Source organism: Roseibium sp. MB-4 (assembly GCF_053005265.1).
Window position 1 is genome coordinate 1,505,704 of sequence record NZ_JBRKQB010000001.1, and the last position, 12,875, is coordinate 1,518,578.

General features: G+C 58.1%; 12 protein-coding genes. 1 reads left to right on the plus strand and 11 read right to left on the minus strand.

The window, feature by feature from the left end:
- Positions 1 to 38 precede the first annotated feature (38 nt).
- Complete coding sequence (locus ACVDG4_RS06980; protein WP_447234491.1) at positions 39 to 1,040, plus strand: DUF2336 domain-containing protein; 1,002 nt, start codon at positions 39 to 41, stop codon at positions 1,038 to 1,040.
- 21 nt (positions 1,041 to 1,061) lie between these two features.
- On the opposite strand, the gene ACVDG4_RS06985 is transcribed toward ACVDG4_RS06980, so the two are convergent.
- The 11 genes from ACVDG4_RS06985 to ACVDG4_RS07035 form a co-directional block, all read right to left on the minus strand.
- Positions 1,062 to 2,297, minus strand: coding sequence for a bifunctional alpha/beta hydrolase/OsmC family protein (locus ACVDG4_RS06985; RefSeq protein ID WP_447234492.1), 1,236 nt, complete (start codon positions 2,295 to 2,297; stop codon positions 1,062 to 1,064).
- 127 nt (positions 2,298 to 2,424) lie between these two features.
- On the minus strand, positions 2,425 to 2,916 hold the full coding sequence (locus tag ACVDG4_RS06990; RefSeq protein WP_447234493.1) for a cytochrome c-type biogenesis protein: 492 nt from the start codon (positions 2,914 to 2,916) through the stop codon (positions 2,425 to 2,427).
- A 13-nt stretch (positions 2,917 to 2,929) separates the two neighbouring features.
- Positions 2,930 to 4,918: a heme lyase CcmF/NrfE family subunit gene (locus ACVDG4_RS06995; protein ID WP_133950957.1), complete on the minus strand. Its 1,989-nt coding sequence runs from the start codon at positions 4,916 to 4,918 to the stop codon at positions 2,930 to 2,932.
- Positions 4,919 to 4,982: 64 nt separating this feature from the next.
- Complete coding sequence (gene ccmE / locus ACVDG4_RS07000) at positions 4,983 to 5,432, minus strand: cytochrome c maturation protein CcmE (RefSeq protein WP_133950959.1); 450 nt, start codon at positions 5,430 to 5,432, stop codon at positions 4,983 to 4,985.
- A gap of 63 nt (positions 5,433 to 5,495) precedes the next feature.
- Positions 5,496 to 6,632 (minus strand): c-type cytochrome biogenesis protein CcmI, encoded by a 1,137-nt coding sequence (gene ccmI, locus ACVDG4_RS07005; protein WP_447234494.1) that lies wholly within the window; start codon positions 6,630 to 6,632, stop codon positions 5,496 to 5,498.
- Positions 6,633 to 6,744: 112 nt separating this feature from the next.
- Positions 6,745 to 8,226, minus strand: coding sequence for a hypothetical protein (locus ACVDG4_RS07010; RefSeq protein ID WP_306146543.1), 1,482 nt, complete (start codon positions 8,224 to 8,226; stop codon positions 6,745 to 6,747).
- A gap of 169 nt (positions 8,227 to 8,395) precedes the next feature.
- Entirely contained in the window at positions 8,396 to 8,833 is a 438-nt protein-coding gene (locus tag ACVDG4_RS07015) for an RT0821/Lpp0805 family surface protein (RefSeq protein WP_447234495.1), read from the minus strand.
- 166 nt (positions 8,834 to 8,999) lie between these two features.
- Positions 9,000 to 10,430 (minus strand): ATP-binding protein, encoded by a 1,431-nt coding sequence (locus ACVDG4_RS07020; RefSeq protein ID WP_447234496.1) that lies wholly within the window; start codon positions 10,428 to 10,430, stop codon positions 9,000 to 9,002.
- Entirely contained in the window at positions 10,420 to 11,088 is a 669-nt protein-coding gene (locus tag ACVDG4_RS07025) for a response regulator (protein WP_133950968.1), read from the minus strand. The genes ACVDG4_RS07020 and ACVDG4_RS07025 overlap by 11 nt, the downstream gene beginning before the upstream one ends.
- Before the next feature lie 59 nt (positions 11,089 to 11,147).
- Positions 11,148 to 11,402 (minus strand): PepSY domain-containing protein, encoded by a 255-nt coding sequence (locus tag ACVDG4_RS07030; RefSeq protein WP_209173248.1) that lies wholly within the window; start codon positions 11,400 to 11,402, stop codon positions 11,148 to 11,150.
- 129 nt (positions 11,403 to 11,531) lie between these two features.
- Positions 11,532 to 12,857, minus strand: a complete 1,326-nt coding sequence (locus tag ACVDG4_RS07035; RefSeq protein ID WP_447234497.1) for a glycosyltransferase — start codon at positions 12,855 to 12,857, stop codon at positions 11,532 to 11,534.
- Between the last annotated feature and the right edge of the window lie 18 nt (positions 12,858 to 12,875).

The following is a 12,875-nucleotide window of genomic DNA, read 5'->3' on the forward strand; positions in this document are numbered from 1 at the left end:
ACAACTTCCGGCAATATTTGCTGTTGGTAGGATTTGTTATGGACGATTCGCTTCTTAAACTTGCAAAGGCAAGCTCCTCGCAGAAAAAGCACGAGTTGGCAGCTCACATGACCGGGCTGCTCGCAGCGCGTGATGATGCTACCACCACCTCCGAAGAGACCAAGTTGCTGAATTCCATGCTGGAAGGCGTTTATACGTCTCTTGGCGATGACGCCAAGCAGGAGATGTCAGACAAGCTGGCAGACGTCTCTGCCATGTCCTCAACCCTTGCTGCAGCCCTTGCGAACGAGGAAATTCCGATCGCCCAGGCGGTTCTGGAGCGCTCCACCTCGCTGTCCGAAGCAGATATCGTCAAACTGGCCCAAACCAAGGGTCAGGACTTTCTCCTCGCGCTCGCCAAACGCGATCACGTCAGTAAAGACGTGACCAAGATCCTGATTTCGCGTGGAGACAAGGACGTCAAGCAAACCGTTGCCTGCAATCTTGGCGCAGAGATCGAGATGCCGGAGTTTGAGGCGCTGGTCAAAGACATGCCCAAACAGATGGGCGACCGGATCCGCCACCTGCGCAAGTCCAACGAAGAGCTTCTGGAAGACCTCTTCAAGGATGATGGTGAAATCGCCGCTGGCAGCGAACTGCAGCGCCGTCCGTCCAAAATCAGCCCGAAAGCCTGGGTCATGGGCATCAAGATGGGCAAGACCACGCTCAACAAGGCTGTCTACCAGTGCAGTGTGGAACACAATCTCTTCGATGTGGTCGCCCTGCTTTCCTTCTTCTCCGGCATGCAGATGAAGTATGTCCACAACCTGATGGTCCGGTTTGACAGCACCGGGATTGCGACCATCTGCCGGGCAACGGGCCTTGGTGCCAAGGAGTTCCAGGCAATCTGCAAGGAGCGTTGCAAGCATCTGAAGTTTCCGGAGAGCACCGGCAGCAAATGGCTGACAAACTACCACATGCTGGATGATACCGACGCCCGCCGGCTGTTGAACCTGATGAAAATCAAGCTCAAGGCAACCGAACGCGCCGAAGCTGCATAGACCTCAAAAAACGTCCAACGACTACGTTTCGACTTCGCGGGTGACGACAGCTGCCCCGGCTTCCAGCGTCCTGTGAACGGGGCACTTGTCCGCGATCTCGAGCAGCCGTGTGCGGGTTGCTGTATCGAGATCGCCCTCCAGCGTGATCAACCGCTCAAAACGGTCAATTTTGCCACCTCGGGTCTTCTGTTCTTCCGAACAGTCCTCGCACTCCGCTGCATGGACCTTGTCATGCAGCACCGTCGTCCCGATCCGGTCGATGTCCAGCCCCTTCCGATCGGCATACATGCGCAGCGTCATGACCGTGCACGCTCCCAGCGCCGCGGAGAGATAACCATAGGGCGACGGGCCGCTGTCAAAGCCGCCAAAGCTTTCCGGTTCATCGGCGATCAGCCGGTGATGTCCACTGGCGACGAGTGCCTGAAACTTGCCCTGCCCGGTTTCGATGACTTCCACGCCGTCGCCTCTAGCGCTGGCGTCCGGTTCAACAATCGGATCCAAATAGCCGCTGGACCATCCGGCAATGACTTTTGCCGCGTATTCCGCATCCTGACTGCGGGACAGCAGGTGATCGGCCTTGTCCAGCGACACAAAGCTTTTTGGGTGTTTGGCGGCGAGAAAGATCTCGCTGGCATTGTCGATGCCGACCGTTTCGTCCAGCGGCGCATGCATGACCAGGAGTGCTTTTCCGAGTTCTGCAGTGTGTGAGAGCACCGCTTGGCGTTCCAAATCCGCCAGAAACTCGCGCCGGATCGTGAAGGGCCGACCGGCAAGATCAACCTCTAGGGCGCCCTGCTCCCTAATATCATTGATCGCATGAGCAAAATTATGCACGACATGACCGGCTTCCGATGGCGCACCAATCGTGACGACCGCCCGCACTTCGGGGATGTCTTTGGCGACAGACAGAACGGCCGCGCCGCCAAGCGAATGGCCGATCAGAAGCTGCGGCGCTTCATAATTCTTGCGCAGGAAATCCGCCGCGACCTTCAAGTCTTCGACATTGGAGGAAAACCCGGTTGAGGAAAAATCACCGCCGCTGCCGCCAAGTCCGGTGAAATCGAACCGCAAAACAGCAACGCCTTCTGCGCTCAAAGCGCCGGCGATGTGCCGTGCGGCAGCGATGTCCTTGGAACAGGTGAAGCAATGAGCGAACAGCGCAAAGGCACGGATGGGCCCGGCCGGCAGATCCAGCCGCGCAGCAAGGTGTGCGCCCTGCGATCCTTCAAATTCCAGTTTTTGTGCTTGTTGTGCCAACGCCCGGCCCTCCAGTCTTGTTTCCCTGCACAGGTAAGGAGAGCTTAAGGGCAAACAAGTCACGCCTTGGTGTCAAGGCCGTGACCAGTGCGTTCACACAAGATGATCTGAGCGAATGCCGTTCGGATCAATTGTGATCTTTTGAAGACAGCAGCGCTTTCAAGCGCTTTTCTTCTTCTTCCGACAATTTCGGCACCGGCTGGTTTATCCCAGCGGCAACGGCTGTCGTTTGTCTGCGGCGCAGTGTGATCACGATGGCTACTATACCGGCAATCAAAGCAAGGGGCCCGGCGGCCCACAAAAAGAACGTGTGCCAGGCAAATCGGGGCTTCAAAAGAACAAATTCGCCATACCGGTCGACCAGGAAATCGATTACCTGAGCGTCTGAGTCCCCAGCGACCAGACGCTCGCGCACCAGAACCCGCAGGTCCTTGGCGAGCGGCGCGTCGCTGTCATCGATCGACTGGTTTTGACAGACCATGCAGCGGAGCTCAGCCGACAAAGCCCGGGCCCGCGTTTCCAGTGCCGGGTCCTCCAGGATTTCATCCGGTGAGATGGCAAGTGCAGGCCCAGACAGGACACACAAGACCAGCGAAAGACACGCAAGGAGCCGTTTCATTGAGAGCAGTCTCCTATTCCGCCGGAACGCTGGCAGGTTGTTTCCGTTTGGCAGCCGGTTTCGGAGCCCCGACCCGCAAGCGGCGGTCCGCCATCGAGAAGGCTGCGCCGAGTGCCATGATTACGCAACCGATCCAGATCAGCGTGATCAGCGGCTTGTAATAGGCCCGGACATCCACCGCACCGTCATTGCGCCGCTCTCCCAAGGAGACATAGACCTGCGAAAAGCCGATCGTGTGGATGGCCGCTTCGGTGGTCGGCATCTGGCGCGCGGTATAAACGCGCTTGGACGGCTCCATTTCGGCGACGAAGGCACCACCTTCACGAACTGTGAAGTGACCGACTTCCTCAACAAAGTTCGGCCCGCGGCGGGGCACCGCGCCGTCAAACGTCAGCTCATATCCCGACACGTTCACCGTATCGCCGGGGCGCATTGTCCGGACCTGTTCTTCCTGGAACGCAGACGATGTCACAATGCCAAGCACGGTGACGCCGATGCCGAAGTGGGCGGTGGCAGTTCCCCAGGCCGAGCCCGGAAGACCGTAAAGACGTGCAAACCCGCGCTTCGGACCAATTTCGAAGAACTTGACCCGTGTGACGATTTCGGAAATTGCCCCGGCCATCACCCAGACCGCCAGTCCAACACCGAGAGGGGCAAGCACCCGCTCCATGCCCCAGAGCCAGAAGGTGAAGAGGGTCATCAGCAACGCAAGTCCGAACGCCGCATAAAGCCGCTGGGACGCTGCCAGAAGGTCCCCCCGTTTCCAGGCCAGGATCGGACCGAACGGAACAGCCATCAAGAGCGGCACCATCAAAGGTCCGAAGGTCAGATTGAAGAACGGTTCACCGACCGAAATCATTTCGCCGGTGATTGCGTCCAGAACCAGCGGATAGAGCGTACCGACCAGAACAGCGGCGGTGGCCGCTGTCAGGAAGAGATTGTTGAGAACCAACCCGCCCTCCCGGCTGATCGGGGCAAACAAGCCGCCCTGTTTCAGCATCGGCGCACGCCACGCAAAGAGAGATAGCGAGCCGCCGATGAAGAGGCACAGAAGCCCAAGAATAAAGACGCCGCGCGACGGATCGGTGGCGAATGCGTGCACCGAGGTCAAAACGCCCGAGCGGACCAGGAAGGCCCCAAGCAGCGACAGCGAGAAGGTGAAGATCGCCAGGAGCACCGTCCATACCTTCAACGCTTCCCGTTTTTCCATAACGATCGCGGAGTGGAGCAGCGCTGTTCCGGCAAGCCATGGCATGAAAGATGCGTTTTCAACCGGATCCCAGAACCACCAGCCACCCCAGCCGAGCTCGTAGTAAGCCCAGTAGGATCCCATCGCGATGCCGAGCGTCAAGAAGCTCCAGGCCAGAAGTGTCCACGGACGGACCCAGCGGGCCCAGGCCGCATCTGTGCGCCCCAGAATGAGCGCAGCGACAGCGAAGGAGAAGGTGATTGAGAAACCGACATACCCGACGTAGAGCAACGGCGGGTGGATCGCCAATCCGATGTCCTGCAGAATCGGGTTGAGGTCATTGCCTTCGATCGGCGGATTTTCATACCGGTTGAACGGGTTGGACGTTGCCAGCATGAACAGCAGGAACCCAGCGGAAATCCAGCCCTGAACAGCCAACGTGGTGGCTCTGAGGTCGTCCGGAAGATTGCCGCCGAACACTCCTACCAGCGCTCCGAAGAAGACCAGGATCAGCACCCAGAGCAGCATGGAGCCTTCATGATTGCCCCAGACACCTGTGATCTTAAAAAGAAGCGGTTTTGCCGAGTGCGAGTTCTCATAAACGTTCACGACGGAAAAATCCGAAGCAACATACGCCACGGTCAGAACCGCAAACGAAACAAGCACGAGAAAGAAGACGGTCACGGAGACCGGTGTCGCGACCGCCATCAGCCGGCCATCGCCTTTCAAGGCACCCCATAACGGCACCACTGACACTACCAGTGTCAAAGCAAACGCCAATACCAGAGCGTAGTGTCCGAGTTCGACCAACATTGTCCTGCGTCCCGTCCCTCAGGTTATGTCTTTGGCTGCGTCATAGGCTTCGCGCCTGACAGCGTTAGTTGGCAGCGCCCTCTCCGCCCTGCCAATGGCCCTGACCTTTCAGAGCTTCCGCCACTTCCTTGGGCATGTAGTTCTCATCGTGCTTGGCCAGCACGCTGTCGGCAACGAAAACCCCGTCTGGCGTCAAAACGCCTTCGGTTACGACGCCCTGCCCTTCACGGAACAGGTCCGGAAGAATGCCCTGATAAGTCACCGCCACAGAATGCGCGGTATCGGTCACGCGGAATTTCACATTTGCGTCATCAGAGCGCTCGACCGACCCGTCTTCAACCAGTCCGCCAAGACGAATTCTCTGTCCTTCAGGAATTTGCTGGCTCGCGATATCGCTTGGGCTTTGAAAGAAAACAATCTGATCATTCAGCGCGAACAGGATCAATCCAAGTGCGACAGCCAGAACGGCCCCCGCGGATCCGATCAGTGTCAAACGCCGTTGTTTCCGAGTCATTTTAGTTCCGTCTAACGTTGCCTGCCCGCAAGATCCTGCCCCTATAAGACCTTGCCGCTGTCTCTATGACCCACTCAACCCCAGAGTGACTGCTGCGTCTTTGATCCTGGCCAATTCGGCTGGTCTTTCCGCGAAAACTTTTTCAGCGCGCCGATATGTGTCAAACGCTTCGTCCCGTTTACCTAGGACCATGTAAGCGCGCATCAACTGCCCCCATTCTGCAACAGTTCCGCCATTGGCATCAATCCGTGCAGCAAGGCCCTGGACCATGGTTGTGATCATCTTCTGGCGATCATCATCACTCATCTCACCGGCGGCCTCGACATCAGCCTGGCTTGGACCTCGCAAAGCCGGAAGCAGTTCTGGTGTCTCTCCGGTCAATCCGGCCAATTCCCGCCGCGCAACAGGCACCCATGCCGCCTGAGGATCAGCTCCTTCCAGAAGGCTCTGCCAAGCGTTAACGGCCTCATCCGTTTTCCCTTCCTGGGTCAGTGCCAGAGCGAGAAAAAACCGGGGCTTCACTGCTGTCGGCTCCAGATCCACGGCTTGCTGAAAAGCCGTTCGTGCCAGCTCGGTGATGACACCCTCATTGGACACGGTCATGGCTTCACCCATGTCCGTCAGCCAGTCTGGTCTTGGACCAAGGATCCGGATCGCGTTGGAGTAGGCACGTGCTGCAGAATCCGGCTGGCCCATCCGCATGTAGACCGGTGCGATTACCGCCCAGCCCTGACCGTCTTCAGGATCTTCCGCCAAGTGGCGTTCCACCCGGGCAACCAGCAGTTCGACCGGTTGCTCATCAGCCGGGGCCGACAAGCGGGCTGCAAGCGGCTGGTCTTGCAGATCAGGCGATCCGAGAGCGAGATATGTTCCAAGGGCTGCAGCCGGCAACGCAACAAGCGCAATGACCTGAACGGATCGGATCCGGAGTTTTGAGACAGTGACCGGGCGCGGCTCGTCCTTCCGGTCGTGCACGGAGAGCAAGCGGCGCGCTGTTTCTGTACGAGCGGCTTCAGCGGCCTCTGCGTCGATCAGGCCGTCCGACAAGTCTCGATCAATTGCTGCCAATTGTTCTTTGTAAACAGCTGCGTCAGCTTGTGCCGCAGCTTCCTCAACAGAAGACCGCGACCGCGTCAGCGGCACAAGAACAGAAAGGGCCGCCAGCGCGGTCAAAACTGAGATCAGGATCCAAAAAATCATGGATGCATATAGACAACCGAATGTGTCGAAATGCAAGTAAATGCGTGTGTGACTGGCGGTCGCGGTTTAAAACCTGCGAACCGCACTTAACGCACCATCCAGGGCTTCAGAATCAAGCCCGTTTCAGGGCCTTGTTGATCAACCGGCGTTCAGGCGACGCGGCAGCGGCTTCATCACCTGCGCGCGTCTTGGCCTTTGCAAGGGCTGCATGGCGGCTGCGCCGCAATTGGCCAGCATACTCTGCACCGAAATAGATTTCCGACAACATGATTGCGACATCGGCGGCGGCCTGATGCGCTTCCAGTTGCGGGCTCTTTGCCTTGCCAAGATCGGTGATCAAAGACCTGGTCACAATTTCCAGCGTCTGCTCGACGGTCTGGCGGGTGCGTTTGCTGATATCATTGACCGCGAATGTCTCGGAACCATTGCGCACCATGTTGACGACCCGCACTGCGCGAACGGCATCGTTGATTGCCGTTTGGTCGACAATCAACTTGCCGTCATTGTCCAGTTTTGGAACCTGAAGGGCGCGACGTACTGCCGTATGCGCATTGTGGAGTTCCCGCGTGACGACATCAGAAATGCTGCGTTTTGTGTCAGCCAGCCGGCTGTGCCACTTGCCCGTTACGGTCAAATCGACATCGCGTTCAATCCCTCGGACCAGCGAATTGTAGTCGGACAAGGCGTTTGAAAATGCCACCGGATCGGGATTGTTGTTGCGGTGATCCACCGCAAGGATGTTCAGGCGTTCGGCCTCGCTCATGACCACATCAACAAACGGCGCAAACTGCGACCCTGCGATCACCTTCGGATCATCATCCCCGGCAAGTCGGCCGGCAAATGCACACAACGCTGAAGGCTTGTCAGCGCGGTCGACAAGAGCGGCGGCGACCAGCGGAAGATGGTCCGGAAAACGCTCCGAACATTTGTCAACCATGCGCAGGACATCGTGGTCCTGCTTTAAGCGCCGTTCGTTGATCCGGTCGGGCATGGCTTCCAGGAACGGCATGAGCCAACGCTCGGATGAGAAGACCTTGTGAATGTCGCGAAGCTCGGAGATGCCGCGCTCACCGCCAAGCTCGATCCCCATGCGGCGGTGTTCGCGTTCATCGATTTCACCGCGCCTCAAAGCTTCACCGATCGCGTCTGCAGACCGGGTTCTCAGAGCCTGCACCAAGCCATCAACCCGTTCGCCGCTGACGGCGGCATTGCCCGCCTGCTCAAGCACAAGCTGAACGTCCGTCGGCATAACGTCCCGGCCGAGCCATTTCCAAACCTTGTTCAACATGCCGCGATGGATGCGGCCTTCCTGACGGTTCGGCAAAAACTCGTCGATCAAGAACCCGTCAAGGGACGTAAAAAACATGCGCTGGATTTGACCGCGGCGGTGTTCATTGCCTTCGGAATCGAGCGGGTGTGTCGATGGTTTGCGTAGGATCGCAAGGGCTGAATTGAGCACCAGCTCAATGTGCGGATCTGCATCGGCCTGGGCCTTCGCGCGCTCAAGATTACGCACAAGCGCCTCAATCGCCTTTGGACTGAGGCTGCTAAGATAGGTCCTGATTTTAGCCTGTAGCTGGTCCAGCTGTGTCATTCACGAGATCTATGGCAGCCAATGTTTCTTTATCCATGGTAAACGCCGAACCTTAAACAAGTATGTAGAAAACACGATGCCGTTACGAGACACGAATTGCAGCGAACACTTGCTATTTCAGGATTGTTGAAAGAATTCAGGGGCGTGTTTCGGAAAGACTGCCCGGCTATTAGCCGATAACCTTCCAGTCACCGCGATCCATCTCACACGCCGTGCCGCGCGCCTGGAGAACACGACCCTGGAGAACCATTTCATGGGTGAATTCACGGCATTCCGTTTCGTTCACGGAATAGACAGGCCCGGGGAGAACACGACCGCTGCGGCCGGTCCGGTCATTTTGCCAGGCAACCGACACACCAACACCGCGTGCTCGCAGAGCCCGATCCTGTGCCTGTTCCGCGGCACGCCTGTCAGAAGGCTCCAGCGCTTCACCGAATTCATTGTTCACCAATACGGAGATCGCGGCGCTTGCTTCCGTGCCCGAGACGTTGCCTCTCGGATCACCGAAAGACGAGCCCCATCCGCCCGCGCCATTTGCGCCGGATACGATAGAGCATCCTCCCAAAAGAGTGGCTGTGAGCAAACAAAGGGCGCTGCGCAATTTCATGCACCTAGTCTCCAAATCGGCTTTGTGGACCAAGTCACCTGGTAGCGACTCAGTGGTAACGTGACTTTGTGGCCGAACTTGGCCACGATATAGAAACATTGCCTGTGACCTGCATCACATCTGATCACAGGCGATTTAAAAATCTGCAAACCATTCCGTTGGGGCATCAGCTGTCGCCAAGCAAGGGCAGGATCAACCGCGCCCTCAATCCGCCCATAGAAGACCGCCCGAGTTCCAGCCGACCTCCGTAAAGCGCTGCCAAATCTGCCACAATCGAGAGGCCGAGCCCAGTTCCAGGGACAGTCTCGTCCAGGCGACGGCCACGCTTGACGGCCTCAGCACATTGCTCCTCAGACAAGCCCGGGCCATCATCCTCGACACGGATTTCGACCATCCCGCGGGCACTCGATGCGTCCGCGATGGGTGTTGCCGTCACCTGCACCGCAGATTTTGCCCATTTGCAGGCATTGTCGATGAGGTTGCCGGACATTTCCTCAAGGTCCTGCCCCTCTCCGCGAAACCGCAACGTGGCATCTTCAAGGCCATCAAGGCGAACATCCCGCTCCCGGTAAATTTTGTTCATCGCCCGCACGAGCCTGTCCAAGACCGGCTGCACTTCGCATGACACGCCAATTACCCGACGTTGTGCGGCCATCCGGGCACGTTCCAGATGATGCTGGATCTGGGTCGACATCACCTCCGTCTGTTCGATGACCTTATCCGCCAGCGGGCCTTCCGATGCGCGGGCTTCATTGGAGATCACGGAAAGCGGTGTCTTAAGACCGTGAGCCAGGTTGCCGACATGGGTTCGGGCCCGCTCGACGATTTCCTTGTTGGAGCCGATGAGCGAGTTCAGCTCCACAGCGAGCGGTGCGATCTCACGTGGCAAAGCTTCGTCGATCCGCTCTGCCTCCCCTTGGCGCACGGCGCTTAGGGAAGACCGTAATCGAACGAGCGGCCGTAGCCCGACACGGACCTGCAGAAACGTGGCTAAAACCAGTCCAAGTCCGACGATGAGAAGCGTCAGTGCGGCAAGGCGCGCGAACTCACGAATATCGGCCCAAAAGCCTGCAGTCGCAGCCCCAACAGCGATGACGTACGTCGTCTCCCCAACCGCGATGCGCTGTTGCATAACCCGGATTTCATCGCCTGTCGGTCCGGCAACAAAACCGGCTCCAGCCTCCGCCTCCCCCAATGCAGGCACAGCAAGTGGATCTCCAACAAGAGATTCAGAGGCGTAGAGAACCGTGCCTGTATCTGCCTGGCGGACGGTCCAGTACCAGCCGGACAGAGGCAGGGAAAACCGAGGGTCGCCCAGATAGGTCGGCTGTTGCACCTGAGGCGTTACGAGCAAAACGGTCTCGTCGCTGGTCTCCAGCATTTCCGAAACAAGGGCCTTGATGTGGATTTCAAGTTGGGCATCAAACGAGCGCTCGCTGGCCCGTTGATAGAGGCTGACAAGAAACACACCGGCAATCGCAAGTGCCAGCGTCGACCATACGGCCGCCACCAAAACGAGACGGCCCGCAAGCGATCGCTGCGGCTTTACGGGCTCCGGAGCCGGCTCACCGGCACCTTCCGCGTTCTCAGTCGTCACGGGCCTCTCCCAGACGGTACCCGAGGCCGCGGATGGTTTCGATCATGTCGGCCCCGATCTTCTTGCGAAGGCGGCCCACGAAGACCTCGACCGTATTGGAATCACGGTCGAAATCCTGATCGTAGAGGTGCTCGGTCAATTCCGTCCGGGAAATCACCTTCCCCTGATGGTGCAGGAGGTAGGACAAGAGCCGGTATTCATGGGAGGTGAGCTTGATCGGAGAACCATCCACCGTGACCCGGCCAGCTCTCAAGTCCAGCCGGACGTTGCCGCAGGTAAGCTCGTTGGAGGCATGACCGGCAGCCCGGCGCACCAAGGCCCGAACGCGCGCCAGAACCTCTTCCATATGAAAGGGTTTTGCGACGTAATCATCCGCACCGGCATCAATTCCGGCCACCTTGTCTGACCAGCGATCACGGGCGGTGAGGATCAGAACGGGCATTGTCTTCCCGTCGCGCCGCCATTTTTCCAGGACTGACAAGCCGTCCAGCGTCGGAAGCCCAAGATCGAGGACAACCGCATCATAGGGTTCGGTGTCTCCGAGAAAATGTCCTTCTTCGCCGTCGAATGCGCTGTCCACCACATAGCCGGCCTCTTCTAGGGCGGTCATAAGTTGGCGGTTCAGGTCTTTGTCGTCTTCAACAATTAGCAGGCGCATGGGTCTTCATTTGCTGGCTGGGGGAGTGTCGGGTGTTTGATAAGCGCTGGGTATACCGGTCAACGGTTCGCGTTGACTGTGACATTGGTCACCTGTCCGTTCTTTAAAACGGACAAGACATACACATATCCACCACCCTGGCGGCATAACTGCGCCTTGATGATTTCGCCGCCGGCTTGCCCGGCTACCGCACCGAGCGGCTGCGCCTGGCCGCTGGCCACCACGGCACGTGCTTCGGCCTGCGACAGGCAGTTTGCGCTTGCGGCGCCAGTTACGGCCAACAACAAAAACAGGGCGGTCACAAAGACTTTCACAAGTCGAATCCTCAAGACATCAGCAGTTGATGCGCAAGGTGTAACCAAACCAAGCTGAACGCAAGCTGAACCGTTTTCCAGATCACCGGGAATCGGTTCAGCTTGCGCGGCCCTCAAACCACTCCGCGGTCAGTTCGCCAAGGTGAGTTCGTCGGTCTGCAGATCGTCGTAACGCCCCTTGAAATGGTCAAACACCTGGAGCGTGCGCCGCGCGATCCCGGTCCAGCCGAAAACACGGCGGGCAAACCGCGCGCCTTCCACCGACAAGGTTTCCCGCATCCACGGATACTGCATCGGCATGTTCAACATGGTCGCAAATTCTTCCGGGCGCTTCGGATCGGCAACAAGGGCGTGGCGGCCAAACTCCAGCTGCTCAAAAAGCCCTCCATGAATGGTCACCACTGTCGGTGTCCCGCAGGCCATCGCTTCCACAGCGGTCATGCCGAAGGGCTCGTAGCGGGACGGCAGCGCAAAAATACCAGGCGCGCGGTAGAAATCAGCTAGGTCCTCATCAGCGACATAGCCGCGCCAGCTGATCTTGTCCGAAACACCCAACTCGGTTGCCCGCTGTTTCCATTGATCTAAAAGCGCATTGTCGCTGTCGGAGTTGGCACCCGCGGCCAACACAAGGCGGGCCTCCGGCTGTAGCTTCAGTAGACTTGGCAAAGCCTCGATAATCAGATCGTAACCCTTGTTTTCCGCAGCGCGCCCGACAACGTAAATGTCGGTTTCACGGATGTCGTGTTTCTGCCGAACGGAAGCTACGCTTGATGGTGTTGCAGGCGTGAAGCGGGCCTCATCGATCCCCGGAGGGATCATCGAGATATGATCCTTGGGCAGTTGATAGTGTTCGGCAATCAGATCGACCTGCTGTTCGGTCGTCGCGATCACATGGTCGCAATTGCGATAGAGCACAAACTCCTTCTGGATCCGCTCATCAAACCGGTATCCAGCCATTTCGGCGGCATCTGCGCCTTCCATGTCGTGCTGTTTCCACCAGCCAAGCGAATGCGGCGTGTGGATGTGCGGGATCTGGAGTTCTTCGGCAATCTTCTGACCGGAAACACCGGCATCCCAATAGTGCGAATTGATCACGTCATACTGCAATCCGCGGTGCCGGATCATGGCAAGCGCGTTGGTGACGAAGTCACCGTACCAGTCGTGCATGTCCTCTTTGCGGATGAAGTCTTTGCCGCCGAAGGGAATTCGAACCACGCGCAGGTTTTCATTGATGATGTCTTCGGCCGGCTGATCTTCAAATTGCCGCGTCATCACATCAACGTGGTAGCCAAGCCGCGCGAACCTTTTGGCCAGCTCGAGGACGAAAACCACTTGCCCGCCCGTGTCCGGCTTGCCGAGTTCCGGCGTTCCGGCCACATAGCCATGCAGGGAAATCATCAAAAGCGAACCAACGTTCTGCTTGTTCATGTCGTACCAACCTCTGTTGTGTTTCAAGTCTCCGTCTTTCCCAGG